The organism is Thiocystis violacea (assembly GCF_016583575.1).
GTDB classification, from domain to species: domain Bacteria; phylum Pseudomonadota; class Gammaproteobacteria; order Chromatiales; family Chromatiaceae; genus Thiocystis; species Thiocystis violacea.
Genome location: NZ_NRRG01000001.1, coordinates 1 through 25,702, shown reverse-complemented (window position 1 = coordinate 25,702; position 25,702 = coordinate 1). Strand labels below are relative to the sequence as shown.

At 65.4% G+C, this 25,702-nt stretch carries 30 protein-coding genes; 15 read left to right on the top strand and 15 right to left on the bottom strand.

Annotated features, from left to right (window positions below):
* Positions 1 to 53: 53 nt before the first annotated feature.
* From mgtE to CKO27_RS00085, 14 genes are all read right to left on the bottom strand, one after another.
* Positions 54 to 1,415 (bottom strand): magnesium transporter, encoded by a 1,362-nt coding sequence (mgtE, locus tag CKO27_RS00150; protein WP_200372589.1) that lies wholly within the window; start codon positions 1,413 to 1,415, stop codon positions 54 to 56.
* An 84-nt stretch (positions 1,416 to 1,499) separates the two neighbouring features.
* On the bottom strand, positions 1,500 to 3,245 hold the full coding sequence (ptsP, locus tag CKO27_RS00145) for a phosphoenolpyruvate--protein phosphotransferase (protein ID WP_200372587.1): 1,746 nt from the start codon (positions 3,243 to 3,245) through the stop codon (positions 1,500 to 1,502).
* The gene (locus CKO27_RS00140; RefSeq protein WP_200372585.1) at positions 3,242 to 3,511 is read right to left on the bottom strand and encodes an HPr family phosphocarrier protein; all 270 of its coding nucleotides are present in this window, start codon (positions 3,509 to 3,511) and stop codon (positions 3,242 to 3,244) included. Before CKO27_RS00140 ends, ptsP begins: the two co-directional genes overlap by 4 nt.
* Before the next feature lie 34 nt (positions 3,512 to 3,545).
* Positions 3,546 to 3,944 carry a PTS sugar transporter subunit IIA gene (locus CKO27_RS00135; protein ID WP_200372584.1) on the bottom strand — a complete coding sequence of 133 codons (399 nt, stop codon included), beginning with the start codon at positions 3,942 to 3,944 and terminating at the stop codon, positions 3,546 to 3,548.
* Positions 3,941 to 4,798: an RNase adapter RapZ gene (gene rapZ / locus CKO27_RS00130; protein WP_200372582.1), complete on the bottom strand. Its 858-nt coding sequence runs from the start codon at positions 4,796 to 4,798 to the stop codon at positions 3,941 to 3,943. Before rapZ ends, CKO27_RS00135 begins: the two co-directional genes overlap by 4 nt.
* Positions 4,799 to 4,854: 56 nt before the next feature.
* Positions 4,855 to 5,817 carry an HPr(Ser) kinase/phosphatase gene (gene hprK / locus CKO27_RS00125; RefSeq protein ID WP_200372580.1) on the bottom strand — a complete coding sequence of 321 codons (963 nt, stop codon included), beginning with the start codon at positions 5,815 to 5,817 and terminating at the stop codon, positions 4,855 to 4,857.
* A gap of 20 nt (positions 5,818 to 5,837) precedes the next feature.
* Positions 5,838 to 6,287, bottom strand: coding sequence for a PTS sugar transporter subunit IIA (locus CKO27_RS00120; protein WP_200372578.1), 450 nt, complete (start codon positions 6,285 to 6,287; stop codon positions 5,838 to 5,840).
* Positions 6,288 to 6,569: 282 nt separating this feature from the next.
* Complete coding sequence (gene hpf / locus CKO27_RS00115; protein ID WP_200372576.1) at positions 6,570 to 6,890, bottom strand: ribosome hibernation-promoting factor, HPF/YfiA family; 321 nt, start codon at positions 6,888 to 6,890, stop codon at positions 6,570 to 6,572.
* Positions 6,891 to 6,922: 32 nt separating this feature from the next.
* Positions 6,923 to 8,407: an RNA polymerase factor sigma-54 gene (locus CKO27_RS00110; protein ID WP_200372574.1), complete on the bottom strand. Its 1,485-nt coding sequence runs from the start codon at positions 8,405 to 8,407 to the stop codon at positions 6,923 to 6,925.
* 168 nt (positions 8,408 to 8,575) lie between these two features.
* Entirely contained in the window at positions 8,576 to 9,301 is a 726-nt protein-coding gene (gene lptB, locus CKO27_RS00105; RefSeq protein WP_200372572.1) for an LPS export ABC transporter ATP-binding protein, read from the bottom strand.
* Between the two features lie 25 nt (positions 9,302 to 9,326).
* The gene (gene lptA / locus CKO27_RS00100; RefSeq protein ID WP_200372570.1) at positions 9,327 to 9,863 is read right to left on the bottom strand and encodes a lipopolysaccharide transport periplasmic protein LptA; all 537 of its coding nucleotides are present in this window, start codon (positions 9,861 to 9,863) and stop codon (positions 9,327 to 9,329) included.
* Entirely contained in the window at positions 9,860 to 10,483 is a 624-nt protein-coding gene (lptC, locus tag CKO27_RS00095) for an LPS export ABC transporter periplasmic protein LptC (RefSeq protein WP_200372568.1), read from the bottom strand. The genes lptA and lptC overlap by 4 nt, the downstream gene beginning before the upstream one ends.
* The gene (kdsC, locus tag CKO27_RS00090) at positions 10,480 to 11,001 is read right to left on the bottom strand and encodes a 3-deoxy-manno-octulosonate-8-phosphatase KdsC (RefSeq protein ID WP_200372566.1); all 522 of its coding nucleotides are present in this window, start codon (positions 10,999 to 11,001) and stop codon (positions 10,480 to 10,482) included. Before kdsC ends, lptC begins: the two co-directional genes overlap by 4 nt.
* Before the next feature lie 126 nt (positions 11,002 to 11,127).
* Positions 11,128 to 12,147: a KpsF/GutQ family sugar-phosphate isomerase gene (locus tag CKO27_RS00085; protein WP_200372565.1), complete on the bottom strand. Its 1,020-nt coding sequence runs from the start codon at positions 12,145 to 12,147 to the stop codon at positions 11,128 to 11,130.
* 117 nt (positions 12,148 to 12,264) lie between these two features.
* Here CKO27_RS00085 and CKO27_RS00080 point away from each other — a divergent pair, with 117 nt between their 5' ends.
* The 11 genes from CKO27_RS00080 (at position 12,265) to hisC (ending at position 21,144) form a co-directional block, all read left to right on the top strand.
* The gene (locus tag CKO27_RS00080) at positions 12,265 to 12,828 is read left to right on the top strand and encodes a DUF72 domain-containing protein (RefSeq protein ID WP_200372564.1); all 564 of its coding nucleotides are present in this window, start codon (positions 12,265 to 12,267) and stop codon (positions 12,826 to 12,828) included.
* A gap of 100 nt (positions 12,829 to 12,928) precedes the next feature.
* On the top strand, positions 12,929 to 13,798 hold the full coding sequence (locus CKO27_RS00075; RefSeq protein ID WP_200372563.1) for an ABC transporter ATP-binding protein: 870 nt from the start codon (positions 12,929 to 12,931) through the stop codon (positions 13,796 to 13,798).
* Complete coding sequence (gene mlaE, locus CKO27_RS00070) at positions 13,798 to 14,580, top strand: lipid asymmetry maintenance ABC transporter permease subunit MlaE (RefSeq protein ID WP_200372562.1); 783 nt, start codon at positions 13,798 to 13,800, stop codon at positions 14,578 to 14,580. Before CKO27_RS00075 ends, mlaE begins: the two co-directional genes overlap by 1 nt.
* Before the next feature lie 4 nt (positions 14,581 to 14,584).
* On the top strand, positions 14,585 to 15,052 hold the full coding sequence (mlaD, locus tag CKO27_RS00065; protein ID WP_200372561.1) for an outer membrane lipid asymmetry maintenance protein MlaD: 468 nt from the start codon (positions 14,585 to 14,587) through the stop codon (positions 15,050 to 15,052).
* Positions 15,052 to 15,672 carry an MlaC/ttg2D family ABC transporter substrate-binding protein gene (locus tag CKO27_RS00060; protein WP_200372560.1) on the top strand — a complete coding sequence of 207 codons (621 nt, stop codon included), beginning with the start codon at positions 15,052 to 15,054 and terminating at the stop codon, positions 15,670 to 15,672. The genes mlaD and CKO27_RS00060 overlap by 1 nt, the downstream gene beginning before the upstream one ends.
* Complete coding sequence (locus CKO27_RS00055) at positions 15,669 to 15,986, top strand: STAS domain-containing protein (RefSeq protein WP_200372558.1); 318 nt, start codon at positions 15,669 to 15,671, stop codon at positions 15,984 to 15,986. Before CKO27_RS00060 ends, CKO27_RS00055 begins: the two co-directional genes overlap by 4 nt.
* Positions 15,987 to 16,036: 50 nt before the next feature.
* Positions 16,037 to 17,317 (top strand): UDP-N-acetylglucosamine 1-carboxyvinyltransferase, encoded by a 1,281-nt coding sequence (murA, locus tag CKO27_RS00050; protein WP_200372556.1) that lies wholly within the window; start codon positions 16,037 to 16,039, stop codon positions 17,315 to 17,317.
* A complete protein-coding gene (gene hisG / locus CKO27_RS00045) occupies positions 17,314 to 17,967 on the top strand; it encodes an ATP phosphoribosyltransferase (protein ID WP_200372555.1) in 654 nt (217 codons plus the stop codon). The genes murA and hisG overlap by 4 nt, the downstream gene beginning before the upstream one ends.
* Positions 17,968 to 18,003: 36 nt before the next feature.
* Complete coding sequence (locus tag CKO27_RS00040; RefSeq protein WP_200372554.1) at positions 18,004 to 18,675, top strand: DUF3782 domain-containing protein; 672 nt, start codon at positions 18,004 to 18,006, stop codon at positions 18,673 to 18,675.
* Between the two features lie 73 nt (positions 18,676 to 18,748).
* Positions 18,749 to 20,056 carry a histidinol dehydrogenase gene (gene hisD, locus CKO27_RS00035; protein ID WP_200372553.1) on the top strand — a complete coding sequence of 436 codons (1,308 nt, stop codon included), beginning with the start codon at positions 18,749 to 18,751 and terminating at the stop codon, positions 20,054 to 20,056.
* Positions 20,053 to 21,144, top strand: coding sequence for a histidinol-phosphate transaminase (gene hisC, locus CKO27_RS00030; protein ID WP_200372552.1), 1,092 nt, complete (start codon positions 20,053 to 20,055; stop codon positions 21,142 to 21,144). Before hisD ends, hisC begins: the two co-directional genes overlap by 4 nt.
* A gap of 51 nt (positions 21,145 to 21,195) precedes the next feature.
* Here the strand turns inward: hisC and CKO27_RS00025 are convergent, their stop codons facing one another.
* Positions 21,196 to 22,071, bottom strand: coding sequence for a TauD/TfdA family dioxygenase (locus CKO27_RS00025; RefSeq protein ID WP_200372940.1), 876 nt, complete (start codon positions 22,069 to 22,071; stop codon positions 21,196 to 21,198).
* 235 nt (positions 22,072 to 22,306) lie between these two features.
* On the opposite strand from CKO27_RS00025, the gene CKO27_RS00020 reads away from it, so the two are divergent.
* The 4 genes from CKO27_RS00020 to CKO27_RS00005 all read left to right on the top strand — a co-directional run bounded on the left by CKO27_RS00020 (position 22,307) and on the right by CKO27_RS00005 (position 25,513).
* Positions 22,307 to 23,644, top strand: coding sequence for a sigma 54-interacting transcriptional regulator (locus CKO27_RS00020; protein ID WP_200372551.1), 1,338 nt, complete (start codon positions 22,307 to 22,309; stop codon positions 23,642 to 23,644).
* A gap of 753 nt (positions 23,645 to 24,397) precedes the next feature.
* Positions 24,398 to 24,835: a hypothetical protein gene (locus CKO27_RS00015; protein ID WP_200372550.1), complete on the top strand. Its 438-nt coding sequence runs from the start codon at positions 24,398 to 24,400 to the stop codon at positions 24,833 to 24,835.
* A 35-nt stretch (positions 24,836 to 24,870) separates the two neighbouring features.
* Complete coding sequence (locus CKO27_RS00010; RefSeq protein ID WP_200372548.1) at positions 24,871 to 25,278, top strand: hypothetical protein; 408 nt, start codon at positions 24,871 to 24,873, stop codon at positions 25,276 to 25,278.
* A gap of 67 nt (positions 25,279 to 25,345) precedes the next feature.
* Complete coding sequence (locus CKO27_RS00005) at positions 25,346 to 25,513, top strand: hypothetical protein (protein ID WP_200372546.1); 168 nt, start codon at positions 25,346 to 25,348, stop codon at positions 25,511 to 25,513.
* The last annotated feature ends 189 nt before the right edge of the window (positions 25,514 to 25,702 follow it).

Genomic DNA, 25,702 nt, shown 5'->3' with positions numbered 1-25,702 from the left:
GCGGCCAGCGCTTGGGAATCCGCGCCCTGGCGTCCGAACGGGGTGGGTCAGGCTCACAGCAGGAAAAGGGTCGCCAACCCCAGGAAGGAGAGGAAGCCGACCACGTCGGTCACGGTCGTGAGGATGACCCCGCCCGCCAGGGCCGGATCGATGCCCAGGCGTTGCAGGATCGGTGGCAACAGGGCGCCGGCGAAGGCGGCGGCGAGCAGGTTGATGCTGATCGCCGCGCCGATCACGATGGCGATCTGGGTGTCGTGGAACCAGAGCCAGGCGATCAGGGCCACGACCAGCGCCCAGATGACGCTGTTGATGGCGGCCACGGCCATCTCCTTCATGAGCAGCGAGCGGGTGTTCTGGTGGGTGAGCTGGCCGAGCGCGAGCGCTCGGATCGCGAGCGTGAGGGTTTGGGTGCCGGCGATGCCGCCCATGCTGGCGACCACCGGCATCAGGACCGCCAGCGCGACGACCTGCTGGATGGTGTCCTCGAAACGGCCGATGACCCAGGCGGCGAGGAAGGCGGTGAGCAGATTGACACCGAGCCAGAGCGCGCGGCGACGCGCGCTGAGCAGCACCGGGGCGAACATGTCCTCGGTCTCGGAGAGACCGGCCTGGCCGAGGAACTGGTGGTCGGCCTCCTCGCGGATGACGTCCATGACGTCGTCGACCGTGATGCGCCCGAGCAGGCTGCCTTCCTCGTCCACCACCGGGACCGTCACCAGGTCGTGCTGCTCGAAGCGGGTGGCGACCTCGCGTGCGCTCCAGGTCGCGGGGATGGCCTGAACGTCCAGCGTCATGGCCTCGGCCACCGAGTCGTCCGGGTCATGGGTCAGGAGGTCGGTGAGATAGAGAACGCCGAGATAGTGGCCCTTGCGATTGACCACGATCAGGTTGTCGGTGATGTCCGGGAGACCGTCCTTGAGCCGGCGCAGGTAGCGGATCACCACGTCCAGCGTCATCTCCGGGCGCACCGTGACGGTGTCTGTGTTCATCAGGCCGCCGGCGCTGTCCTCCGGATAGGACAGCGCCTTTTCGAGCCGGTCGCGGCGCTGCTGATCGAGTGATTTGACCACCTCGCGGGTGATGGCGACCGGCAGATCCTGAATCAGGTCCGCCAGGTCGTCGGTGTCCAGCGTGCCGATGGCGGCGACCAGTTCGCCCGTGTCCATCTGGCCGATCAACTGTTCGCGGACGTCGTCGTGGAGATAGGTCAGGACCTCGCCATCGTATTCGGCGTCGACCAGATTCCAGGCCAGCTCGCGCTTCTTGTGCGGCAGCGACTCCAGCAGATGGGCGATTTCGGCCGGCTGCAGGGCATTGAGCATGCGCGCGGCCGGACGCACGGCGCCCTGCGCGAGGACGTGCCGGAGGTCTTCGAGGCGGCTGCTCTCTGGGCTGGCGGGCGAGGCAGGGGTCATGATCAACAGCTCGGTCGCGATGGATCGGCCGGGCGCGGCCGTGACCGGACTATGCTACCAGTTGGGCGCGGCCCTAGGGGGATCTCAGGTCGCGTTCAGCTCCTCGATCAGCCGCAAGGGGTCGGCGTGATCGAGCTGGGTGAAGAGGTACTCCGTGCGTCGCTGGAGTTCCAGCGTGTCCGCCTCCAGCAGGATCTCCTTGATGTCGAGAATGGCCCCCGGCTGCATGCTGAATTCGCGCAGGCCCAGCCCGATCAGCAGGCGGGTGAAGCGGGGGTCTCCCGCCATTTCGCCACACATTCCGACCGGGATGTCCAGGGCGTTGCCGGCCTCGATGATCAGGCGCACCAGTCGCAGGATGGCTGGATGGGCCGGGTCGAAGAGGTAGTTGACGGAGTCGTCCAGGCGGTCGATGGCGAGGGTGTACTGGATGAGGTCGTTGGTCCCGATGGAGAGGAAATCCATCCGTCGTGCGATGGCCCGCGCCGTGAGCGCCGCCGCCGGCACCTCGATCATGGCGCCGACCGGCATGGCGTCGTCGTAATCCAGTCCATCCTGGTCGAGTTGCTGCTTCAGCTCCGCGATGATGGCCAGCGCCCGGTCCAGTTCAAGGACGCTGGTGACCAGCGGCAGCATGAGTCGGATCGGGCCGAGCGCCGAGGCGCGCAGGATGGCGCGCACCTGGGGGCGGAACAGGCCCGGCTCCTTCAGGCAGAGCCGGATCGCGCGCAGGCCGAGCGCCGGATTGGTGACGTTCGCTCCGCGCTCGGCGCAGGCGGAAGAGCGCTTGTCGACACCGAGATCGAGCGTGCGGATGGTGATGGGCATGCCGCCGAGACTCTCGATCATGGCGGCGTAGTTGGCCAGGTGTTCCTCTTCGTCCGGCAGATCGCCGCGATTCATGTAGAGGAACTCGGTGCGGTAGAGCCCGACCCCGGAGGCGCCGTTGGCCTTGGCGACATCGATGTCTTCCGGAAGCTCCAGATTGGCCTGGAGACGGATGGCGACGCCATTGCGGGTCTGGCTCGGCCGGTCGACCAGCTCGCGCAGCCGGCGCTGACGCGCCTCGATGTCGCGCGCGCGCTGGCGATAGTAGAGGAGGGCGGCGTCATCGGCGTTGGCGAGCACCGTTCCGCTTTCGCCGTCGACGACCAGCAACTCGTCGGAGCGCAGATACCGGGTGATGTCGTGAATGCCCATGACCGCGGGCACGCCGAGACTGCGCGCCAGGATGGCGGTATGCGACATGGGGCCGCCATACTCGGTCACGAAGGCCACCGCGCCCCGATGATGCAGCAGAATGGCGTCGGCGGGCGTCAGATCCCTGGCGACCACGACATAGCCGACCAGATCCTGATCGGCGAGGTTGATGGGTTGGGGGTTCTCGCCATGCAGAAAGGTCTGGATCTGGTGCACCACATGCTCGATGTCGTCGCGTCGGGTGCGCAGATAGGGGTCGTCCATCTGGTCGAAGATCTCGACCAGGGTATCGCCATGCAGTTGCAAGGCCCACTCGGCGGAGCAGAGCTGATCGGCCACGATGCGCCGCACCTCGTCGACCAAGGCGGCATCCTCCAGCATCAGGAGGTGGGCGTCGATGAATTCGGCGATCTTGACCGGGGTATGGCGCGGGATTTGGGCGCGCACCCGCTTGAGGGCCTGGCGCGCGGAGGTAACCGCCAGATCGAAGCGCGCGATCTCGCGCTGGACCTGATCGACGCTGATCGGCGTGTGGGTAACGCCGCCGCGTCCACGAACATCGACGAAGGCCGGCCCGAGGGCGACCGAGCAGGCCGAGGCGATGCCGATGCCTTGGAAGGCGACCGTCACTCGGCTTCTCCGAAGCGGTCGCGGATCAGCGCCTCGATGGCCATGATGGCATGTTCCTCGTCTTCGCCCTCGGCATCGACCATCACCTTGGTGCCCTGACTGGCCGCCAGCATCATGACGCCCATGATGCTCTTGCCGTTGACGCTCTGGCCACGCCGCTCGATCAGGATCCGGCTCTCGAAGCGGGTGGCGCATTGCACCAGCTTGGCGGCCGCCCGCGCGTGCAGGCCGAGCTTGTTACAGATCTCGAATTCTTTGCGAATCATCCAGCGTTGATCCTTCTGAGTAACAGCCTAGTGCCTAATGGTTGGGTTCGCACGGGCGGACGCCATCGCGACCGCCCTCCAGGGCCTTGCCAGCGAGCGTGTCGAGATCCAGGGCGGCATAGTTCAAGGCCCGCAGGAGCATCGGCAGGTTCAGTCCGGCGATCACCCGCGCGCGCACGCGCCGCCCCGCCAGGGCGCGGGCGACATTGGCGGGCGTGGAGCCGTAGAGATCGGTCAGGACCAGCACGCCCTGGCCCTGGTCGATGCGATCGGCCAGGGCCAGGCACTCGGCGATCAGTTCCTCGGGCGGCGTGTCATTGATCACCTCGCAGCAGGCGACCGATGGCGGTTCGTGCCCGAGGATCTCGCTGGCGATGCGCAGCAGATCCCCGGCGAGCGGTCGATGCGTGACCAGCAGCAGTCCGACGCTCATGACAGCTCCCGATGTCTCACCATCACCTTGTGGCCGAGCGATTCGAAGTGCTGGCCGAGCTGTTCGGTCATGTAGACGGAGCGATGCTGTCCCCCGGTACAGCCGATGGCGATCGTCAGATAGCTGCGGCCATCGGTCTCGAAGTGGGGTATCCAGTGTTCAAAGAAGGCGCTGATGTCGTCGCGCATCCGCCGCACCTCGGGGCTGGCCTCCAGAAACCGAATGACCAGTGGATCCAGGCCGGTGAGCATCCGCAACTCGGCTTGCCAGTGGGGATTGGGCAGGCAGCGGACGTCGAACACGAAATCGACATCCGGCGGGACGCCATGCTTGAAACCGAAGGATTTCAGCAGAACGGAGGCCTTGGGCGAGGCGCCGCCGACCAGCCAGCCGCGCACCCGATCGCGCAGCTCGTGGACGTTGGTCTGGGTCGTGTCGATCACCATGTCGGCATGGCGCCGGATCGGCTCAAGAAACTCAAGCTCAAGCTGGATCGCCTCGCGCAGCGAACGGCTGCCGCTGGTGAGTGGGTGTCGCCGGCGGGTTTCGCTGAAGCGTCGAATCAGGGTGTCGATCTGGGTCTCCAGAAAGAGCACCTGGCAGTCGATGCCCCGCTCCTGGGCGGTCCGCACGAGATCGGGGAGCAGCCGCAGCGCCTCGGGGTCGCCGCGGGCGTCGATGCCGACCGCCGTGTTGGCGAAGGCCCCGTCCAGCGACTTATGGAGTCCGAGGGCGAGATCCTGGAGCAGGAAGAAGGGGAGGTTGTCGATGCAATAGAAGCCCAGATCCTCGAGCGTGTGGAGCGCGACGCTCTTGCCGGATCCGGACAAGCCACTGAGGATAACCAGTTTCATCGGATGTGTTTCGTGTCGGGATGGGGACGGTGTGGCGCGCGGCTGGACGATGGTCGTCAAGCGCGCGGCGCGGGCGGGTCCGGGCGATCCATGCTGATGGCGCGGGCTTGGCGGTCGATGAAATCCACGCCGGCGTCATAGCCGCGAATCCGCAGGATCTGATGTCTGACCGCCGCCTCCACCAGGATCGCCAGGTTGCGGCCGGGCGCGACCGGCATGGTGATCCGCGGGACGGCGACACCCAGGATGTTCATCGCCGACAGACTCCCCGCGAGCCGGTCGATGCAGTCGAGTTGCGGCGGCCCCAGGGGTTGCAGATCGATGATCAGGTTGAGTGTCTTGACGCGCAGGATCGCCCCCTCGCCGAACATGGCGCGGATGTTGAGAATACCCAGACCGCGCACCTCGAGGAAGTCCCGGAGGGTCTCGGGGCAGGTGCCCTCGATCACCTCGGGGGCGATTCGGGCGAACCTCGGCGCGTCATCGGCGACGATGCGGTGGCCGCGGGTGATGAGATCCAGTGCCAGTTCGCTCTTGCCGACGGCCGGGTCGCCGATCAGCAGGACGCCCATCCCGAGCACCTCGATGAAGACGCCATGGATCGTCTTGCGCTCGGCCAGCGCGTGGGTCAGGAAATAGCGCAGATGGTTGATCAGCTCCTGATCGCCGAAGGGCGATCCGAGCAGGGGGGTTTGGGTCGACTCGGCGCGCGCGCGGAAATCGGCCTCGGGCTCGATGCCGTCGGTGAAGACCACGGCCGCCGGCCGTTCGGCGAACAGCTTGTCGACGGTCTCCTTGTAGGCGGTGCTGCCGAGCGCCGAGAGATAGACCTGCTCGGGCAGGCCGATGACTTGCAGCCGATTCGGATGAATGCAGTTCAAGGATCCGATGAGCGACTGCCCGGCACGTTCGGGATCCTCGCCACGCAGGGGGCGGGGTGTCCGAGGTTCCGGGGTTAGCCAGCGGAGCTTGAGCTGCGGACCCGTTTGCGCGATCACGCTTTGGAGGCTGTCGATCATGGGAAGCGGCCTGGAACGGATCAGGGGGTGTTCAGCGCCTTCAGAATCTCGACGGCGGATTCGGCCTCGCGCAGTTTCGCGCGCACCCGCGGGTCGCTGAAGAGGCTGGCCAGGTGGGCGAGCAGGTGCAGATGTTCTTCGTTGGCCGCCTCTGGCACGAGCAAGGCGAACGCCAGATCGACGGGTTCGCCGTCGGCGGCGTCATAGTCCACCCCCTTGGCCGTCTGCACGAAGGCCCCGAGAACCTCCGTGACTTCCTTCACGCGGGCATGGGGCAGGGCGATGCCGTGGCCAAGGCCGGTGCTGCCCAGGCGCTCGCGTTCCAGCAGCCGCTCGAAGACGGTTTCGGTCTGAAGCCGCGGGTGCTCGCCGGCGAGGAGTCCGGCCAGCGTCTCGATCAGCCGTTTCTTGCTGACGATCTCGGCGCGGCATTCGACGCGGGCTTCGTTGATCAGTTCAGGGCCTAACATGGATCGAACTCCCGCTAACCACTGACACACCCGCGGGCGGCCAAGGGTTGATGACTGATCCGCCCGCGATGTCGCTGGCATTCGATGCTGGTCATGGGTTGTGCCTTCCTCGGAACGAATGGGGCGACAGCCTTCCACGTCCTATTGAATGCTCTAGAGGCGTCCGGCTGTCGCCGTTTCGATGAAAAACACCTCGAACGTTCAGCCGCGCTCCCGTCCGAGGTGTCGCGCGATCCTTCTCTTAAGGATACGCCGCTTTCATGTGTGATGACCCGGCCGCCGTTATTCCGGTTCGGCGATCTTGGTGACCCCGCCGCGATGGCTGCCTTTCTTTTCCTTGTAACGGATGACTTGACGATCGAGCTTGTCGATCAGTCCGTCGATGGCGGCATACATGTCCTCGTGGACGGAGTCGGCGAATACCTTGCCGCCGTTGATGTGGAGTGTCGCCTCGGCCTTCTGCTCGAGTTTTTCCACGCTAAGGACGACGTGGGCGTTGATGACGTGGTCGAAATGGCGCGCTAGACGCTCGAATTTGCCGTCGACATAGGACTTCAGCGCATCGGTGACGTCGATGTGGTGACCCGTCAAGTTGATCTGCATCATAGGACTCCTTCAAAGGTTCAAACGGCCTGTCAGGCCAGGCGTTTGCGCTCGTTCGAGGGTGGGATACCCATTGCCTCGCGGTATTTGGCGACTGTTCGGCGCGCCACGTTGATTCCCTGATCCGCCAGTTCCTCGGCGATCCTGCTGTCGCTCAGGGGTTTCTTGGCGGATTCTCCCGCGATCAGTTTGCGGATCAGGGCGCGGATCGCCGTGGACGAACACTCGCCGCCAGACATTGTGTTGACGTGAGAGGAGAAGAAATACTTGAACTCGTAGGTGCCGCGCGGCGTGTGCATGTATTTCTGCGTGGTCACCCGCGAGACGGTGGATTCGTGCAGTTCCAGGGCCTCGGCGATGTCGCGCAGAACCATGGGGCGCATCCCCTCGTCGCCATGCTCGAAGAACTCCTGCTGCATCTCGACGATCTTGGAGCCCACGCGCAGCACCGTGTCGTTGCGGCTCGCCAGGCTCTTGATGAACCAGCGCGCCTCCTGCAGATGGCTCTTGAGGGCGAGTCCGTCCGCGCTCTGGTCGGCGCGTCGGATCAGGCTCGCGTAGTCCGCGTTGACGCGCAGCTTGGGTGTCGATTCCGGATTGAGTTCGACGTGCCATCGACCATTCCCCTTCCGCACGAAGATGTCGGGGACAACGTACTCCGGCGGGGCGCTCTCGATCAAGCCACCTGGTCTTGGATTGAGCTGGCGGATCAGTTCCAGGGCGCGCGTGATCTCCGTCTCCGAGGACCTCAGGAGCCGGGTCATGGTGACGATATCGTTGCGCGGCAGAGACTCGAAGGCGTCGCGGCAAATCGCGATGGCCAGATCGCGGTGGGCCGTGCCGTGAGGCATCTGGCGGAGCTGGATCAGCAGGCACTCGCGCAGGTCGCGGGCGCCAACGCCCGGCGGATCGAGCGACTGGACGCGGTGGATCTGGGTCTCCACCTCCTCGGCGCTGATCTCGGGATGATCGATGGTGGTCAGCAGTTCGTCGGTGTCGGCGCGCAGATAGCCGTTCACGTCGATCGCGTCGAGCACGGCGTGGGCGATCATGAAGTCGCGTTCGCTCAGTCGGCTGAGATTCAACTGCCAGGCCAGGTGATCCTGGAGGGTTCCGGGGCGGCTCTGCTGGGCGAAGGGGTCATAGTCGGATCCGTCGTCCGAGCCATGCGCCGTGGTGGGCAGATAGCTGTCGAAGACGTCGGCCCACTGGGTGTCGACCGGAAGATCCTCGGGCATGTCCGAGGACTCGACGCGGACCTCGCGGTCGACGCCCGACTCCGGCTCGGCGTGACTCGCCTCCTCGTTATCGAGCCGGGGGAGACGCACGTCCGCCGCGTCGACGGCGTTGAAGCGGTCGGCCTCGTCGCCTTCCTCTAGCATCAGGTTGGTGTCGAGCGCCTCCTGGATCTCCTTCTGCAACTCGAGCGTCGACAATTGCAGCAGCTTGATCGCCTGCTGCAACTGCGGCGTCATGGTGAGATGTTGGCTGAGGCGAAGCTGGATGGATTGCTTCATCGATCGCGCTGGCGTCTTGGTGTGATCCGTTCGAGATTGTTTTTAGCAATAAGAGTGCCTGTCCTGATTCTAGTCCATTTCGTCCGGCGGGGAACTCACTCTTTTGGCGGCGTCGACGGCTGGCGAAGGCATTCGAAATCCTCTCTTGCGCTCATTTGGAGACCAGGCTCACATGGAAAAATCGGCGCCCAGGTAGACGTCGCGCACCTGTTGGTCGGCCAACAGATCCAGGGGTTGGCCCGAGGCTATCACGGTCCCGGTGCTGATGATGTAACCACGATCGCAGATGTCGAGCGTCTCGCGGACATTGTGATCCGTGATGAGTACGCCGATGGAGCGATCGCGCAGATGGGTCACGATGGCCTTGATGTCGCCGACCGCGATCGGATCGACCCCCGCGAAGGGCTCGTCGAGCAGCATGACGGCCGGGTCGACCGCCAGGGCGCGCGCGATCTCCAGGCGCCGGCGCTCCCCGCCCGAGAGACTGAGCGCGAGCGAGGCGCCGACATGGGCGATGCCCAGTTCCTCCAGCAGACGGTCGCAGCGCCGTTCGCGCTCGGCACGCTTGAGTTCCTGGCGGGTCTGAAGGATCGCCAGGATATTGTCGCGCGCGCTGAGCTTGCGGAAAACCGATGGCTCCTGAGCCAGATAACTGAGTCCCGCGCGCGCCCGGGCATGCATGGGCCGCCGGGTGACATCGCGGTCGTTGAGCAGGATGCGGCCCTGATCGGCGGCGATCAGCCCGACGATGAGATAGAAGCAGGTGGTCTTGCCGGCCCCGTTGGGTCCGAGCAGACCCACGACCTCGCCCGGATTGACCTCGACGCTGACGTCGCGCAGAACCTCGCGGCCGCCGTAATGCTTCTTCAGGTGCTCGGCCCGCAGCGCGCTCATGCGGGCCTCCCCGCGTCGGCCGGCCTCATGGCTTGTCCGGGACGATGGTGATCTTGACGCGGCCCGCGCCGCCGGCGCGAAACTGGGCCTTGGCGCGTTCGTAGACGATGCGCTCGCCGGAGAGTCGGTCCTCGCCCTGAATCAGCAGGCCATCGCCGATCAGGGTCAGTTCGTCCTTGTCGGCGTCGTACTCGACCCGCTTGCCGAAGGCCTGGACCTCGCCCTGGTTGTCATCGAGTTGTTGCTTGTACCTGGCCGGTTGACCCAGCGCGATGATGAGTCTGGGCTGGCGATCCTCGCGATGATAGACGGTCACATGGTCGGCGAGCAGACGCATGCTGCCCTGATCGACCTGAACATTGCCGACATAGACGCTGGTGCTGTCGCTCTCGCGGACCTCGACATCATCCGCTTCGATGTAGATCGGCTGGCTGGCGTCCTCCTTGAGCGCCCAGGCGCTCGTCCAGGCGCCGGCGGCGAGACCGCCGGCCAGCAGCAGGGTCGCCAATCGGGCGCGGTGATGCCGGTGCGCGGCCGGCGTTGGGTGCGTCTTGCTGGTCATGGCTGGTTCGGCTCCGGCCCTGGTTCAGGCGCGAGCCGGATGCGGGCGCGGCCGTGAAAGCTGGTGCGGGTCGGCTCCTGGTACCAGAGCTTCATCCCGTTCGCGCTCAGTGAATCGCCATCGCTGAGGATCCGGACGGGCAGATCGGTCTCGGCGAGGCCACGCTGGCGCCAGATGTCGACCCGCTCGGTCTCCAGATGGGTCGCTCGGGTCTTGCGGTCGGCCTCCCGGTCGAGCCGCACCTCGCCGAACAGCCGCACCTGATCGCCACCGGCCAGGACGGTGCCTTGACGCGAGCGGGCGAGCCAGGGCGGGCCATCCGTCTGGTAGAGTTCCATGCGCGGATGCTCCAGCTCGGAGATGTCTTCCTTGGCGTAGTGCCGCAGCTCCTCGGCCACCAGGCGCCGGCTAGGCTGGCCGGTCGCGTCGGTCTCCACGGCGGCGAAATTTCTCACGGTGTAATCGGGAAGCCGCTCGCGCGCGGGTCTCGCGCCCTCGTCCTCGGGCCGGGTCTGGATCTGCCACCAGGCGGCGAGCCCCGTGACGGCGAGGCCAACCCCCAGCAGCCATTGACGGCGCGACCATGGTGGGCGTGCCTGGGTGGGCGCGTCGCGGCTCATCGATAAGGCGCCATCATGGGTTCGAGCTGGCCCTGGGCGTCCAGGATCAGCTCGCAGACCTCGCGCGCCGCGCCGCGTCCGCCCGGCGCCTCGGTACGCCAGTGGGCCTGTTCGCGGACCAGCGCTTGCGCGTCGGCGACGGCGATCGCCAGGCCGACTCGCGCCATGATCGGCAGATCCACCACGTCGTCGCCGACATAGGCGATTTCCGCGTCAGTGAGCGCGTGGCGGTGTTTCAGCTCCTCGTAGGCCGGCAGCTTGTGGCGATAGCCCTGATAGACATCCGAGACGCCGAGGCTTTCCATGCGCATCCGCACCACGTTGGAGGTCCGGCCGGTGATCACGGCCAACCGTACGCCGCTCTCCTGGAGCATCACCATGCCGTGACCATCGCGTGAGTTGAAGGCCTTGTATTCCTGTCCATCGTCGCCGAGGAAGAGGCTGCCGTCGGTCAGCACCCCATCGACATCGAAGATGACCAGGCGAATGCGTGAAGCGCGATCTCGAATGTCTTGCATGGACGTAAGACCTCTAGACGTCTGAGCGGATCGAATGGGGCCAGGTCGTGTCGCGCGAGCGCCGGTGCCGCCGCCGTGCCGTCCGGCCGGTCCCATGAATACTGTCGGCGGCGGCCTGGTCCGATCTCACACCACGCCCGCCCGCAGCAAGTCATGCATGTTCAGCGCCCCGATCAGGCGGCCGTTCGGATCGGTGACCAGGAGACCGTTGATGGAGCGCGCCTCCATGATCCGGACCGCCTCGACCGCCAGGGCGGTGGCCGCGATCGTGGCGCACTCGGGGGTCATGACGGCATCGATCGGGGTCGCGCGCACGTCGATGCCGCGGTCGAGCGCGCGCCTCAGATCGCCATCCGTGAAGACGCCGGCCAGGGTGCCGTCGGGGCGTACCACCGCGCTCATCCCCAGACCCTTGCGGGACATCTCGTCGAGGGTGTCGAGCAGACCGGCGCCGAGTTCGACCCGCGGCAACCGCTCGCCCGCGTGCATGATGTCGCCGACATGCAGCAGCAGACGGCGCCCGAGACGGCCGGCCGGGTGCGAGCGGGCGAAGTCCTCGGCCGTGAAGCCGCGACTTTCCAGCAGGGCGATCGCCAGCGCGTCGCCCATGGCGAGCGCGGCGGTGGTGCTGGAGGTCGGCGCGAGTCCGAGCGGACAGGCCTCGGTCGTGACGCTGATGTCCAGATTGACGTCGGCCTCGCGGGCGAGTGTGCAGTCGCGCCGGCCGGTCATGGTGATCATGGGTACGCCGAGCCGCTTGAGGAGCGGCAGAATGGTCAGCAGCTCGTCGGTCTCACCGGAGTTGGAGATGGCGAGCACCACGTCGCGCGGGGTGATCATCCCCAGGTCGCCGTGGCTCGCCTCGCCCGGATGGACGAAGAAGGCCGGGCTTCCGGTGCTGGCCAGGGTCGCGGCGATCTTGCCCCCGATGTGCCCCGACTTGCCCATGCCGAGCACCACGATGCGGCCCTCGCAGGCCAGCATGTGGCGGCAGGCGTCCACGAAGCTGTCGTCCATGCGCCCGCCGAGCGCGGCGACCGCCTGGGCCTCGGTCTCGATCACGGCGCGCCCGAGCGACTTGATCTTGTCGGCCTGATCCTGCGAAAGCGTCGCTGGTCGCGCGCCGAGTTGTCGTCTTTCTGTCATGCTCGCTGGGGTTCCGCCATGTGCCACATTGGAATCGCGCCTTGGGGCGGCACAAAAATACACCAAGGGGTACCATGCTGTCCCGCCGATAAGCACGCAAGGGAAAACAGAAATCACATGGTCCGCATCACGCCGATCCGACTGGGCTGGGATCCGGAGCCGGGCGATGACTTCTACCCCGACGATCTGCCGGAGGATTGGCGTCTCGCTTATTTCTCCAATGAATTTCCGGCCGTGCTCGTCCCCTTTCCTCGATGGCGCGACGCCGATCGCGCGCGACTGGCCCAGTGGGCGATGGATGTCCCGCCAGACTTTCGATTCTACCTGGAGGCGGAGTCAGGGCGGCCCGACGCTCGTGATTGGGCGCGGCTGTCGGAGACCCTGGGCGCGCGCCTCGGGGGGCTGGTCGCCGGCTCGGGCGAGGCGGCCGCTTCGCTCTGGTCGGATTTCTGTTACGCGAGGCTGGCCTCGGACCAGGCCGGGCCGCCGCCGGGGTGGGAGCGTTCGGTCTGGGAGGCGCCGGGCCGGCTCTATGTGGATTTACGCGCGGCGCGCGTCTGGCTGGATGAAATCGCGGCACGTGTCGGCGACGGGGATGTTCTCATCCTCATGGGGTCGGTCGAACACGAAACGCTGCGTCGCTGGTGGATGATGACCCGGATGATGGGGGTGGCCCCTTGAGGCGCGGTTCGTTTCGTGGTTCGCGGTTGCTTGACGCTCGATTCTTTGGGCATGAAAATCGCGGGTTTCGACCCAGGCGCGTCGGATACGACATCGGACCATGACCAGTCGAGCCCCTATCCATGAGCAGGACGCGCGCCCGGACCAGGAGCCATTCGTCGCGGACCCGGACGTTCTGGTGGAAATCCGCGGTCTGAGCTTTCGGCATGGCTCGAGGGTGATCCTCGATAACCTGGATCTGGACATTCGCCGCAGTGGCGTGACGGCCGTGATGGGGCCGAGCGGGACGGGCAAGACGACCCTGCTCAAGCTCATCACCGGGCAGTTGCGTCCGGACGCGGGGAGCATCCGTGTCGACGGCGAGGAGGTGACGCGCCTGGACCGGACCGCGCTCTACCGGCTGCGCCGGCGCATGGGCATGCTGTTTCAGTCGGGCGCCCTGCTGACCGATCTCAGCGTCTTCGACAATGTCGCCTACCCCCTGCGCGAGCATACCGACCTGAGCCCCTCGATGCGGCGCAAGCTGGTGTTGCTGAAACTGGAGGCGGTGGGCCTGCGCGGCGCGCGGGATCTGATGCCGAGCCAGCTCTCCGGCGGCATGGCCAGGCGCGTGGCCCTGGCGCGGGCGATCGCGCTCGATCCCATGATGATCCTCTACGACGAACCCTTCACCGGACAGGATCCCATTTCCATGGGCATGTTGATGGCGCTGATCCGACAACTCAACGACGCGGCCGGGCTGACCAGTATCCTGGTCTCGCATGACGTGCGCGAGACCTCCAGCATCGCCGATTACCTCTTCGTGATCCACGAGGGTCGGGTGATCGCCTGCGGCACGCCCGCCGAGATCGCGGCCGATCGCTCGGCCTGGGTGCGCCAGTTCATGGACGGGCTGCCGGATGGTCCGGTGCCCTTCCACTATCCGGGGCCTTCCCTGTCCGATGATCTCCATTCGCGGGCGTCCGCCTGATGTGGCTCGACAGTGTCGCGGGCCTCGGGCGAGGCGTCCTGACGGCCCTGGAGCGTCTCGGGCGCGCCCATCTGCTGCTGCTGGCGATCCTGCTCGGTGTCGGCGAGGTGCTGCGCCGCCCCCGGCTTCTGTGGGAGCAGATCTACAACATCGGCGTGCTTTCGCTCCTGATCGTCGGCGTTTCCGGGCTGTTCGTCGGGATGGTGCTGGGGCTTCAGGGCTATTATGTCTTGTCGCAGTTCGGCGCCGAGCAAAGCCTTGGGGTGATGGTCGCCGCCTCCCTGGTACGCGAGCTGGGCCCCGTGGTCACCGCGCTCCTGGTGGCCGGGCGGGCTGGTTCGGCGCTAACGGCCGAGATCGGTCTCATGAAGGCGACCGAGCAGTTGTCCGGACTGGAAATGATGGCGGTGGATCCGGTGCGGCGTATCCTGACGCCCCGCTTCCTGGGCGGACTTGTGGCGATGCCGATGCTGGCCGCCATCTTCAGCGCGGTCGGCGTGCTGGGCGGCTATTTCGTCGGGGTGGGTCTGCTCGGCATCGACGACGGTGCCTACTGGAGCCAGATGCGGGCCAAGATCGATTTCGAGGAGGACGTCGTCAACGGCGTCGTCAAGAGTCTGGTCTTCGGCGTCTTCGTGACCTGGATCGCCCTCTTCCAGGGCCATGACACGGTGCCGACGTCCGAGGGCGTGAGCCGTTCCACGACGCGCTCGGTGGTCCACTCGGCATTGGTGGTGCTGGGGCTCGATTTCGTGTTGACGGCGCTGATGTTTGGAGACTGATGGCATGGGTAAGCGGCGGAACGTCGAGCTGATGGTCGGCACCTTCATGGCGCTGGGCCTGATCGCGCTCTTTTTCCTGGCGATGCACGTCAGTAATCTCAGCCTCGTGACCGGCGGCGAGGGCTACCTCCTGAACGCGCGTTTCGCGAACGTGGGCAGCCTCAAGGTCCGTTCGCCGGTGACCATGGCCGGGGTGCGGATCGGACGGGTGGAGTCGGTGCGCTTCGACAAGGCCACCTACGAGGCGGTCGTCTCCATGCGCATCGACGCCGAGATCGATTCCATTCCGGAGGATACCTTCGCCAACATCTTCACCTCCGGCCTGCTCGGCGAGCAATACATCGGTCTGGAGCCGGGCGGTAGCCCGGACTATCTGCGCGACGGCGAGGAGATCGCCAACACCCAGTCGGCCCTGGTGCTGGAGCAGATGATCGGACAGTTTCTTTTCAAAAAAGCAGGTGAAAGCGGCTAATGCTTCAGCGACGTCATTTCCTACTCTTTCTTTTCCTACTCGTACCGCTGGCCTGGAGCGGCAGTCTTCTGGCGGCCCAGGACGAGGCCACCGAACTGGTCAAGCGCACGGCCGAGCGGATGCTCACTACGCTCCAGGCGCGCCGTGCCGAGGTCGATCGCAATCCGGCCATGATCTACGGGCTGATCGAGAACATCGTGACCCCGCATTTCGATTTCCAGCGCATCGCCCAGGGGGCGGTGGGCCAACACTGGCGTCAGGCCAGCCCGGCGCAGCAGCGCCAACTGGTCGATGGGTTCAAGCAGGTTCTGATCCGCACCTATGCGCGTTCCCTGCTGAGCTATTCGGGGCAGGAGATCCGCTATCTCCCGGTCAAGCCCGGCAGCCGCCCGTCCACGGTGACCGTTTCCACCGAGGTCCGCGAGGCGGGCGCCGCGCCAATCCCGGTCGACTATCGGATGTACAACAGCGGTGGCGGCTGGAAGGTCTACGACGTGGTCATCAACAATGCCAGTCTGGTCGGGAACTATCGCAGCAGCTTCACCAACGAGATCCGCCAGGCGGGCATCGATGGGCTCATCGCCAAACTCGCGGACATGAATCGCAAGGGCCAGGAGTGATCGAGACACGTCTGACCGCCCTGGACCCCGGTCGCTGGGGGCTCGGCGGGGCGCTCGATTTCACCACGGTCATGCGTCTTGCCGCCGAGGGCGATGCCTTGTTCAAGGCGTCGGCCGAGCGCGGCCTCGTGGCCCTGGAGGTCGATCTCTCCGCGGTCGAACAGGCCAACAGCGCCGCGCTGGCGTTGCTGCTTGAGTGGCTGGAGATGGCTCGCTCCAGGGGCCTGCGCCTGACCTATCGCCATCTCCCCGCCTCGCTCGAACGGATCGCCGCCTTTTCCAACCTAACCGATCTCCTGCCGCTCGCGGATTGATCCCTCGGGATCCGCTCTCCTTTTTTACTCAATCGGCTCGACTATTATTCATGGATAAACTCCTCATTACCGGCGGGAACGCCTTGCATGGCGCGGTGCGGGCGTCCGGCGCCAAGAACGCCGCCCTGCCGATCCTGGCCGCCACCCTGCTGGCCGATGGCCCGGTGACCCTGACCAATGTGCCCCGGCTGCGTGACATCACCACCACCCTGGACCTCCTGGGCCGGATGGGCGCGCGCCTGATCCAGGATGCGGGCGATCGCATCTCGGTCGAGCCGCGCGCCCTGACCAGTTGCGTCGCCCCCTACGAACTGGTGAAGACGATGCGCGCCTCGATCCTGGTGCTGGGGCCGCTGGTGGCGCGCTATGGACAGGCGGATGTCTCGCTGCCGGGCGGCTGCGCGATCGGCGCGCGGCCAGTCAATCTCCATATCGACGGACTGCGCGCCATGGGCGCCGAGGTCACGGTCGAGGGTGGCTACATTCGGGCTCGGGCCGAGCGTTTGCAAGGCGCCCGCCTGGTCATGGAGATGGTCTCCGTGACTGGCACCGAGAACCTCATGATGGCGGCGACCCTGGCCCAGGGCGAGACCCTGATCGAGAACGCGGCGCGTGAACCCGAGGTGGTCGATCTGGCCGAGTTCCTCAAGGCCATGGGCGCGCGCATCGAGGGAGCGGGGACCGATCAGATCCACATCCGGGGCGTGGAGCGGCTTGGCGGCGCGGACTATCGCGTGATGCCGGACCGGATCGAAACCGGCACCTTCCTGGTCGGCGCGGCCATGACCGGCGGGCGCGTGCGGGTGACCGAGACCCGTCCGGACTGTCTGGACGCCGTGCTCCAGAAGCTGCGCGACGCGGGCGCGCGGATCGAGATCGGGCCGGACTGGATCGAGCTGGACATGCAGGGCCGCCGACCGCGCGCCGTGGATATCCATACCGCCCCGCATCCAGCCTTTCCAACCGACATGCAGGCCCAATTCTGCGCCCTGAACGCCATCGCCGAGGGTGTCGGCGTGGTCGCCGAGACCATCTTCGAGAACCGCTTCATGCATGTGCCCGAGTTGCAGCGCATGGGCGCGGATATCCGGGTCGAAGGCAGTCTCGCGGTCTGTCATGGCGTCGCCGGGCTGACCGCCGCCCCGGTGATGGCGACCGATCTGCGGGCCTCCGCGGGTCTGGTCCTGGCGGGTCTGGTCGCCAGTGGGGAGACCCTGATCGACCGCATCTATCACCTGGATCGCGGCTATGAGACCATGGAGGCCAAGCTTTTGACCCTGGGCGCGAATATCCAACGCATCGCCGGGGAAGGCAGGATCCCATCGCCATGAATCTCAACGCCCCGCTGACCATCGCCCTGTCCAAGGGGCGCATCTTCGAGCAGACGCTGCCGCTGCTGGCGCATGCCGGTATCGCGCCGCTGGACGATCCGGAGACCAGCCGCAAGCTGATCCTGGAGACCTCCAACCCGCTGGTGAAATTCGTCATCATCCGCGCCAGCGACGTCCCCACCTATGTCCAGTATGGGGCGGCGGATCTCGGCGTGGCGGGAAAGGACGTACTCATGGAGCATGGCGGCGAGGGGCTCTACGAGCCGCTCGATTTGGGGATTGCCCGCTGCCGGCTGATGGTGGCCGGTCTGCCGGAGACCCCGGAACCGATCTCCCGACGGCTGCGGATCGCGACCAAATATGTTCACGCGGCCGAGCGGTACTTCGCCGCCAAGGGCCAGCAGGTCGAGATCATCAAGCTCTACGGCTCCATGGAACTGGCGCCCCTGGTTGGCCTGGCCGACCTCATCGTCGACCTGGTCGAGAGCGGCAACACGCTCAAGGCCAATGGCCTGGTCCCCCTGGAACACATCGCTGACATCAGCTCGCGCCTGGTCGTCAACAAGGCGTCCTGGAAGATGAAGCACGAGGCGGTGACGGCCTTGCTGGAGCGGCTGCGCGAGGCCGTGAGCCAGCAAGCTGGGGGTTAGTTTCAAGCGCGACCATCCGATCAAGCGAGTAATGCCATGGCGACAACCTATGAGGACATCCTGACGCTGTTCCGGGAAGTGGCGGAAGCGCAAAAGGTCACCGAGCAGAAGTTCCAGGAGACGGATCGGAAGTTTCAGGATACGGATCTGAAATTCAAGGAAACCGACCTGAAGTTCAAGGAAACTGACCGGAAATTCAAGGAAACCGACCTTAAATTCCAGGAAACCGACCGTCAGCTCCAGGAAACCGATCGCCTGATCAAGAACCTGAGCAAGACCTTCGGCGGCTGGAGCAACCGTCTCGGCGAATTCGTCGAGGAAATGGTTCGCCCGGCGGTGGTGCGCCTGTTCCGCAGTCGCGGACTGGAGGTGCATCAGGTGATGCGCGACGTGACGGCGATCAACGACGACGGCGAGGAAGGCATCGAGATCGATCTGCTGATCACGAATGCCGAGACGGCGATCGGGGTGGAGTGCAAGAGCCGTCTGACGCTTGAGGACGTGCGCGAACACCTGGAGCGGCTCGAAAAATTCAAACGCCTTTTTCCGCAGTACGGGGGTTATCGGCTGATGGGGGCGGTGGCGGCCATGGTGCTGCCCGACGATGTCGCCCGCTATGCCTATCGGCAGGGGCTGTTCGTCCTGGCGCAGAGCGGGGATTCGATCCTCATCCGCAACGATGGCGGCTTCACGCCGAAGGAATGGTAGCGAGACCGCGCCCGGTTCGATCCGGACAACCTCCGATGCCTACAGGCATGACCCAACATTGAGTGAAACGCCCGTGACCGACATCCAACGTCTCTCCACCGCCGACGCCGATTTCCAGCCCCGGCTCGCCGCGCTCCTGGCCTGGGACTCGGTCTCCGATGACCGCGTCCAACAGACGGTCGCCGAGATCATCCGTGAGATCCGTTCGCGCGGCGACGCGGCGCTGCTCGACTACACCGCGCGTTTCGATCGCTGGACCCCGACCAGCGCGACCGATCTGGAACTGCCCCGCGCCCGTCTGGAACAGGCGTGGCATACCATCCCGGCCGTCCAGCGCGAGGCGCTGGAACTGGCCGCCGCGCGCATCCGCGCCTATGCCGAGCATCAGACGCTCCAAAGCTGGAGCTACCGCGAGCCCGACGGTACCCTGCTCGGTCAGCAGGTCACGCCGCTTGATCGCGCTGGGCTCTATGTCCCCGGCGGCAAGGCGGCCTATCCCTCCTCGGTGCTGATGAACGCCATCCCGGCCAAGGTCGCAGGCGTCCCTGAGCTGATCATGGTGGTGCCGACCCCGGACGGCGAGCTGAACGAGCTGGTCCTGGCCGCCGCCCATGTCGCCGGTGTCGACCGCGCCTTCGCCGTCGGTGGGGCGCAGGCGGTCGCTGCGCTCGCCTATGGGACGGATACCATCCCCGGTGTGGACAAGATCGTCGGTCCCGGCAACATCTATGTCGCTACCGCCAAGCGCACGGTCTACGGTCAGGTCGGTATCGACATGATCGCCGGTCCGTCCGAGATCCTGGTGATCTGCGACGGCGAGACCGATCCGGACTGGATCGCCATGGACCTCTTCTCCCAGGCCGAGCACGACGAGGACGCCCAGTCGATCCTGGTGAGCTGGGACGCCGGCTTCCTGGAGCGCGTCGCCGCCAGCATCGACCGCCTGTTGCCGAGCATGGAGCGCCAGACCATCATCGCCGCCGCGCTCAAGGTGCGCGGAGCACTGATCCTGGCGCGCGACCTGGATGACGCCATCGCCGTCGCCAACGCGATCGCCCCGGAGCATCTGGAACTCTCGGTGGCGGACCCCGAGGCCATCGTCGGACGCATCCGTCACGCCGGGGCCATCTTCATGGGCCGCTACACCGCCGAGGCGCTCGGCGATTATTGCGCCGGTCCCAATCACGTGCTGCCGACCTCGCGCACCGCGCGCTTCTCCTCGCCGCTGGGGGTCTATGACTTCCAGAAGCGCTCCAGCCTCATCATGGCCTCGCGCGCGGGGTCGGCCGAGCTGTCCAAGGTCGCGTCCATCCTGGCGCGTGGCGAGGGGCTCACGGCCCACGCCCGATCGGCCGAGTATCGCGGGGAAGCCGGGGCATGAGGAATCTGATCGAAACCCTGGTCCGCCCGGAGATCCGCGCGCTCAACGCCTATCACGTTCCCCCGGCCGCTGGACTGATCAAGCTGGACGCCATGGAGAACCCCTATGGCTGGCCGGACGCGCTCAAGGCTGAATGGCTGGAAACGCTGCGCGCGGTCGAGCTGAACCGCTATCCGGATCCGCAGGGCCTGGCGCTCCAGACCGCGCTGCGCGAGGCCATGGACCTCCCGGCCGAGATGGGCCTGCTGCTCGGCAACGGCTCGGACGAGCTGATTCAGATGCTGGCCCTGACGATCGCCCAGCCGGGACGCAAGATCCTCTCGGTCGATCCGAGCTTCGTCATGTACCGAATGATCGGGCTCTTCGCCGGCATGGAGTACGTCGGTGTGCCGCTCCTGGCGGAGGACTTCTCGATCGACCTTCCGGCGACGCTCGATACCATCGAGCGTGAGCAACCCGCGCTGGTCTATCTCGCCTATCCGAACAACCCGACCGGCAACCGTTTCGACGCCGATGATGTGGTCCGCATCATCGAGGCCGCGCCCGGTCTGGTCATCGTCGACGAGGCCTATTCGCCCTTCACCGATTGCAGCTTCATGGGTCTGCTTGGCGACTGGGAAAACCTGCTGGTGATGCGCACCGTCTCCAAGATGGGTCTGGCTGGATTACGGTTGGGCTATCTGGTCGGGCCGAGCGCGTGGCTCGCCGAGATCGACAAGGTGCGTCTGCCCTATAACGTCAATGTCCTGACCCAGGCGTCGGCCGCCTTCGCGCTGCGGTACAAAGCGGTGCTGGATGAGCAGACCCACGCCATTCGTGTGGAGCGCGCCCACCTGTTCGAGGCATTGACGCACATCGAGGGTCTCCATCCCTATCCGAGCGAGGCGAACTTCATCCTCGTCCGCGCGCCCGAAGGACGCGCGGACGCCCTCTTCGCCGGGCTCAAGGAGCGCGGGGTTCTGATCAAGAACCTGCACGGGGCGCACCCGCTGCTGCGCGATTGTCTGCGGGTCACGGTCGGAACGCCCGAGGAGAATGCCGCTCTCATCAAGGCGTTCCGGGATGTCATTGACCTCCCGAGCCGCTGACCGCCTCGGTCGGTGCGAGCCGGGGAGGGCGATGGCTCTCCCGAAGCCCGCTCAACTCCCTTCGATGCGATCGTAATAGCGCGCCCGATACAGCAGCCGCGGAACCGCCCCGTCCGTGAAACCGGAGCGGGTGTGCAATACGTTGTTGCTGACCAGTCCCCAGCCCGCCTCCAGCCGACCCGAGAAATGCCAGGGCGTGTCGCGATGGATGACGTCCTTCAGGTAGGCGACCGCCTCGGTGGTCAGCGGGTCGTCGCGCCAGATGATGTTGCGCGCCCGGTTCGTGTAGCGCATGTGCAAACGCCCGTCGGGTCGGACCGAGAAGACCGGGCCGGGTTGGTCGGGCCGAACCTGCTCGCCGTCGACATGGCTGGCCGGGATGCTCATGCACTCCGGGTGCATGAGGGCGCGGATATAGTCTGCAGATTGGTCGCGCACCAGAATGTAGGCGATCTCATGGTCCAGCAGATCGTTCGAGCCGCCCTGCTCGGCGGGGTGGACGCAGTGCAGCAGAAGTCCGTGGATCTGACGCTCGGGACTGTTGTAGTAGCCGTCGGTGTGCCAGGCGATGGGGCGGTTGGAGTAGGGGATGTAGTCCCGGTGTCGGGCGTCGGTCTGGACGGTGAGCGAGGTGATGGCGTCCTCGTCGGCGCCCCGGTTGTGATCGAGCCGATGCAGGCCGACCGCCGCGCCGAGCGCGGTCGGGATGGCCTTGTCCGGATCGTCCCCGGTCCGACCGACATAGATGGCCATGTTGGCGCGTTGGCAGCGTTCCAGGATGGCCCCCTGTTCGGCGGGCGTCAGACGGCGGGGATCCCCGATCTCGACGACCAGCTCGGCGAGATCCGTCGGGGCCTGGGCCAGCTTTTGGTCGCGCCAGCGCCCGTAGGCATCCGCTTGGGCGAGATCGAAGGGTGAATCCTGCATCATCGGTAATGGCTCCTGCGCGCGTCATGCGCGCCGCTCTGATCGTCGGTCGATGGGGGCGCCTGGCGCGATCAAGCCCGCGGCCTGGCTCGGGCGGATCCCGTTCGGGCGTGCATTGTAAGCGGGTTTGTCGCCGGAGAATGGGCAAGGTAGCGGCGCGGGCCATGGCGCGAAGTACATGAGCAGGCCGGCGCTTGCTAAGATTGACCCCAATCTCTCCCCGACCGAGCCGCCGATGACCCAACCGGATCCCATCTCCACGCAGATCATGCCGGTGCCTTCCCGGACCGGCCGCAAGATCCGACTCGAGCGCATCGAGCTGGATATCCTCTCCGGCCCGGACGCCGGTCGCGAGATCCGCCTGACCCTGCCGAGCGTCAGGATCGGAACCGCGCCCGACAACGATGTGATGCTGACGGATCGCACGGTCTCGCGGCATCACGCCGAGATTCTCATGACGCGCGACGGTCTGCTGCTCCGCGATCTCGGCTCGACCAACGGAACTTCGCTCAACGGGCTAAGGATCAAGGAGGTCTTTCTCGAACCGGCGACCATTCTGGCGCTCGGCTCGACCCAGATGCGTATCGGCGCCGGAACCGAGGAACGGACCTACGAGATTTCCAAGGAGAACCGTCTCGGTTCGCTGGTCGGCGGCGCCGAGTTGATGCGCGAACTCTATGGTCTGATCGAGGTGGTGGCGCCGACCCCGACGACGGTGCTGATCACCGGCGAATCGGGCTCGGGCAAGGAGATGGTCGCCAGCACCCTGCACGAGCTGTCCGGCCGTCACGGCCCGCTGGTGGTGTTCGACGCCTCGGTGACCGATCCGGAGATGGTGCGCAACGACCTCTTCGGCCACATCAAGGGGGCCTTCACTGGGGCGACCGGTCCGCGCGAGGGCGCCTTCCGCCATGCCGAGGGCGGCACCCTTTTCATCGACGAGATCGGCGAGCTGCCGCTCGAACTGCAGCCCCGGCTGCTGCGCGCCCTCGAAAGCCGGGAGGTGGTTCCCGTGGGGTCGGATCAGCCGGTCAAGGTCGACGTGCGCGTGGTCGCCGCCACCCATCGCAACCTGGAGGCCATGGTGGAGGATGGGCGTTTTCGGGCCGATCTCTACTACCGGCTCTCGGTCATGAGCCTGCGCGTCCCGCCACTGCGCGACATCAAGTCCGACATCCCGCTGCTGGTGCGAAACTTCGCCGACAAGCTGGGTTTGCCCTGCCGTCTCTCGCCCGAGGCCGAGGCCGCGCTGCGTGCCTATCACTGGCCCGGAAACGTCCGTGAACTGCGCAACGTCCTGGAGCGCGCGGCGGTACTCTGTCGCGGCGGAGACATTCGGCCCGAGCATCTGCGTCTGTTGGATGTCGCGTCCCCCCAGGTCGGCGCGCGGATCGAATCGCCGCTGGATTCTTCCGCCTCCGCCGCCAACTCCCCGGCTCAGATCAAGGCGATGGAGCGCCGTATGATCGGCGAGGCCATGGCGCGCAACCGCAACAACAAGACCGCCGTCGCGCGCGAACTCGGCATCCCGCTCTCCACCCTCAAGCGCCGCATCGCCGAATACGGTCTTTGAACCTAAAAAGAGCTGTCAGCTGTCAGCTTCCAGTCGCCAGCCTCCAGCTATTGGGAATCAGCCACTTGGCCATTGACCGAGACTGGCCGAGGCTCACCCCTCGGGTGAAGCCCGCAACAAGCGAAAACCTCGGCCATACAACGGCTGGTGGCTGATCGCTGGCGGCTGACGGCTCTTTCTAGGTTGAACCGATCGGGAGCGAGCCGCTTCCAGCCTTTCGCTGTCGCGTTCCCGATGATTGGATGGCGAGCCGTATCGCCGCATTGATCGGCGCGTTTCTCCATATCCTTAGAAAACATGTGTTTGTGTCGTCTTTTTCCGCCAATTACTCTATTAAAGAGCTTTTGGTCCGCGAAGCCGCTCCGACGACCCTTGAGGCTTCCAAGGATGGCCGTCAAAAGTGCGTTCAAATGGCTCGATCGGCACGGTAGTCAACGCAAAAGCGTTCGCCTGAACGCTGTTTAACCGCGGGATTCCGAAGCTCGGCATCGCCTGGCCTTGCATCATCGAGCGGCTATTCGTGGCACGGCACGGGTGTTTGCATGAAATCCGGTGCTCGCACGAAGGCGAGTACAAGTGGGGAAGCGGATGCGAGAAAGCCGCGAGTCCGGGACCGGGCCGGGCGTCGGCTAACCAGCGTTCCTAAGGCGGGGCGACCAATCCCTCCCTGGGATCCCGCATTCAAGAATTCCCAGCCGTTCGAATAGGCTCCGTAGCGACCATTGTCCGTTTCATGGCGAATGGGGAAGACAGATGAAAATGCAGAACGTCGATATCACGCGCTATCCGAAATTTGCTCTGTATGTGAAAAAATCCATACCGACCATCATGGAGAGCAAGGCCATCGTGAGGGCGATGCAGGAAATCGGGCAGTTGGATAGGGCGACGTTACAGCGCGCGGTCAAATGGGGGGAGGGTCCGGACATTCAGGTCGTGGTTCTGGCGGGGGCTTATGGGGAATTCACGCCCGACACGAATTCGAACGAGATCCGGATCAATAAGGGACTCGTCGAGGATTTCGAGGCTGGGCGAGGCGTCAGGAAGACGAAAAGCGGCAAGAACGTATACCTGGTCGGCGTCACTCTCTTGCACGAACTTGTTCACTGGGGCGATGACAAGGATGGAATAGACCGCGCCGGGGAGGAAGGCGAGGAATTCGAACGACGCGTTTACGGACAGGTGATCGATTGAACAGACTAAAAATGTGTGCCAGGCATGTGTCGCTCATGATTTTAGCGATGGCGGCGACTTCATTTTTCGCATGTTCCGCGGCTCAGGATATGGAGGCTACCCAAGTGCAAGACAAACAGGCGATTCTACAAGCCCTCATTGATTCGAATCGGTTGGAGAAATATTTCCATGCCGATACGCTCAAGGAGCGGGTTCCTTTGCGTATGGTCAGGGGTTCATGGTACGAGGAAGGTATCCAACTGATGAAATTCGGCCAGCCGGTACTATTCGTCTCGTCCCAGGAGGTGAGCGAGCCCCATCTCATCGTGCCGGTGTTGGAGATCGCCGGCAACGAAGCGACCCTGAGCTTCCAATATCCTCCCGAGGGTATCGCGGGTGAAGCGATGATGGAGAAAGAGCCGATGGACTGGACGATCAAGTCCTTTAAGCTCGTCGAGCAGTAGTGACCGACCTTTTTCACTAAACCGCCCAAACCCTGGTCCGGAAACAGGGTCTGGACGACGGGGTCGAATGAGCGCCCGTCGTCCCGGAATCCCCGACCCGCTCGCCCCCCATGCCCTCGGGCGTGGCCCTGCTGACCGCCGCGATCAGAGCACCGCTGAGAAAGGCCGTCGCCAGGTCTGCCTGGCCTTCACGCAAGACTCGCGGCAAGCCGCGCTCGCCATCGGTGTGGACTGACTCCGCCTCCAGGCCCCGATTCCGATGGCCCCCCGCACGCCCTGTCGCGTCCATCGACCCCTAACCCATCGCATTACACATATATGGTCCGCCCCGCGATGCAAGAGGGAAATCGCTATTCGGCAGAAGGAGACGTTGCAGCCATATATCCGGCATCGTGGTGAGGTGTCGCCACCGACCTACGTGCCC

What these genes read in the sequence shown, in the direction of transcription:
- hpf (WP_200372576.1), bottom strand. Translation starts at nt 6,890, where the DNA reads ATGCAGATCAACTTGACGGGTCACCACATCGACGTCACCGATGCGCTG.
- lptB (WP_200372572.1), bottom strand. Translation starts at nt 9,301, where the DNA reads ATGAGCGCGCTGCGGGCCGAGCACCTGAAGAAGCATTACGGCGGCCGC.
- CKO27_RS00110 (WP_200372574.1), bottom strand. Translation starts at nt 8,407, where the DNA reads ATGAAGCAATCCATCCAGCTTCGCCTCAGCCAACATCTCACCATGACG.
- rapZ (WP_200372582.1), bottom strand. Translation starts at nt 4,798, where the DNA reads ATGAAACTGGTTATCCTCAGTGGCTTGTCCGGATCCGGCAAGAGCGTC.
- CKO27_RS00005 (WP_200372546.1), top strand. Translation starts at nt 25,346, where the DNA reads ATGAGCGCCCGTCGTCCCGGAATCCCCGACCCGCTCGCCCCCCATGCC.
- lptA (WP_200372570.1), bottom strand. Translation starts at nt 9,863, where the DNA reads ATGACCAGCAAGACGCACCCAACGCCGGCCGCGCACCGGCATCACCGC.
- CKO27_RS00010 (WP_200372548.1), top strand. Translation starts at nt 24,871, where the DNA reads ATGATTTTAGCGATGGCGGCGACTTCATTTTTCGCATGTTCCGCGGCT.
- CKO27_RS00015 (WP_200372550.1), top strand. Translation starts at nt 24,398, where the DNA reads ATGAAAATGCAGAACGTCGATATCACGCGCTATCCGAAATTTGCTCTG.
- CKO27_RS00060 (WP_200372560.1), top strand. Translation starts at nt 15,052, where the DNA reads ATGCTTCAGCGACGTCATTTCCTACTCTTTCTTTTCCTACTCGTACCG.
- mgtE (WP_200372589.1), bottom strand. Translation starts at nt 1,415, where the DNA reads ATGACCCCTGCCTCGCCCGCCAGCCCAGAGAGCAGCCGCCTCGAAGAC.
- hprK (WP_200372580.1), bottom strand. Translation starts at nt 5,817, where the DNA reads ATGATCGACAGCCTCCAAAGCGTGATCGCGCAAACGGGTCCGCAGCTC.
- CKO27_RS00120 (WP_200372578.1), bottom strand. Translation starts at nt 6,287, where the DNA reads ATGTTAGGCCCTGAACTGATCAACGAAGCCCGCGTCGAATGCCGCGCC.
- CKO27_RS00140 (WP_200372585.1), bottom strand. Translation starts at nt 3,511, where the DNA reads ATGATTCGCAAAGAATTCGAGATCTGTAACAAGCTCGGCCTGCACGCG.
- lptC (WP_200372568.1), bottom strand. Translation starts at nt 10,483, where the DNA reads ATGAGCCGCGACGCGCCCACCCAGGCACGCCCACCATGGTCGCGCCGT.
- CKO27_RS00085 (WP_200372565.1), bottom strand. Translation starts at nt 12,147, where the DNA reads ATGACAGAAAGACGACAACTCGGCGCGCGACCAGCGACGCTTTCGCAG.
- kdsC (WP_200372566.1), bottom strand. Translation starts at nt 11,001, where the DNA reads ATGCAAGACATTCGAGATCGCGCTTCACGCATTCGCCTGGTCATCTTC.
- mlaD (WP_200372561.1), top strand. Translation starts at nt 14,585, where the DNA reads ATGGGTAAGCGGCGGAACGTCGAGCTGATGGTCGGCACCTTCATGGCG.
- mlaE (WP_200372562.1), top strand. Translation starts at nt 13,798, where the DNA reads ATGTGGCTCGACAGTGTCGCGGGCCTCGGGCGAGGCGTCCTGACGGCC.
- CKO27_RS00025 (WP_200372940.1), bottom strand. Translation starts at nt 22,071, where the DNA reads ATGCAGGATTCACCCTTCGATCTCGCCCAAGCGGATGCCTACGGGCGC.
- CKO27_RS00020 (WP_200372551.1), top strand. Translation starts at nt 22,307, where the DNA reads ATGACCCAACCGGATCCCATCTCCACGCAGATCATGCCGGTGCCTTCC.
- CKO27_RS00040 (WP_200372554.1), top strand. Translation starts at nt 18,004, where the DNA reads ATGGCGACAACCTATGAGGACATCCTGACGCTGTTCCGGGAAGTGGCG.
- CKO27_RS00075 (WP_200372563.1), top strand. Translation starts at nt 12,929, where the DNA reads ATGACCAGTCGAGCCCCTATCCATGAGCAGGACGCGCGCCCGGACCAG.
- murA (WP_200372556.1), top strand. Translation starts at nt 16,037, where the DNA reads ATGGATAAACTCCTCATTACCGGCGGGAACGCCTTGCATGGCGCGGTG.
- hisG (WP_200372555.1), top strand. Translation starts at nt 17,314, where the DNA reads ATGAATCTCAACGCCCCGCTGACCATCGCCCTGTCCAAGGGGCGCATC.
- CKO27_RS00080 (WP_200372564.1), top strand. Translation starts at nt 12,265, where the DNA reads ATGGTCCGCATCACGCCGATCCGACTGGGCTGGGATCCGGAGCCGGGC.
- hisC (WP_200372552.1), top strand. Translation starts at nt 20,053, where the DNA reads ATGAGGAATCTGATCGAAACCCTGGTCCGCCCGGAGATCCGCGCGCTC.
- CKO27_RS00135 (WP_200372584.1), bottom strand. Translation starts at nt 3,944, where the DNA reads ATGAGCGTCGGACTGCTGCTGGTCACGCATCGACCGCTCGCCGGGGAT.